At 65.9% G+C, this 255-nt stretch carries 1 protein-coding gene; it reads right to left on the bottom strand.

Annotated features, from left to right (window positions below; translation table 11 throughout):
* A partial coding sequence (locus PZA18_RS25905; RefSeq protein WP_284103541.1) for a hypothetical protein occupies window positions 1-255 on the bottom strand: 255 nt, incomplete at both ends.

Raw genomic sequence — 255 nt, 5'->3', positions numbered from 1 at the left:
CGTAGCTGTACTCGGTGACGTTGCCACGCCCGTCGGTGATCTGCTTGAGCCGGCCGCCGGCGGTGTAGGTCATGACGGTGCTGGCGGCCTGGGTCGCCAGGGTCTGGCTGTCGCCGGCGTACTGGTTGTAGCGGCTGGGGTCGAACTGGCCGCTGCTGGTGAGGCCGGCGGTTTTCTGGTCAAGCTGGCCGCGCTGGTTGTAGTGGTATTCGGTGGCGTGGCCGTTGCCGTCGATCTCTTTGATCAGCTCGCCAA

Origin of the sequence: Parachitinimonas caeni, assembly GCF_030129945.1 — a bacterium.
Taxonomy (GTDB): Bacteria; Pseudomonadota; Gammaproteobacteria; order Burkholderiales; family Chitinimonadaceae; genus Parachitinimonas; species Parachitinimonas caeni.
The sequence above is the reverse complement of the archived record's forward strand: the minus strand, read 5'-3'. Positions and strand labels throughout refer to the sequence as shown.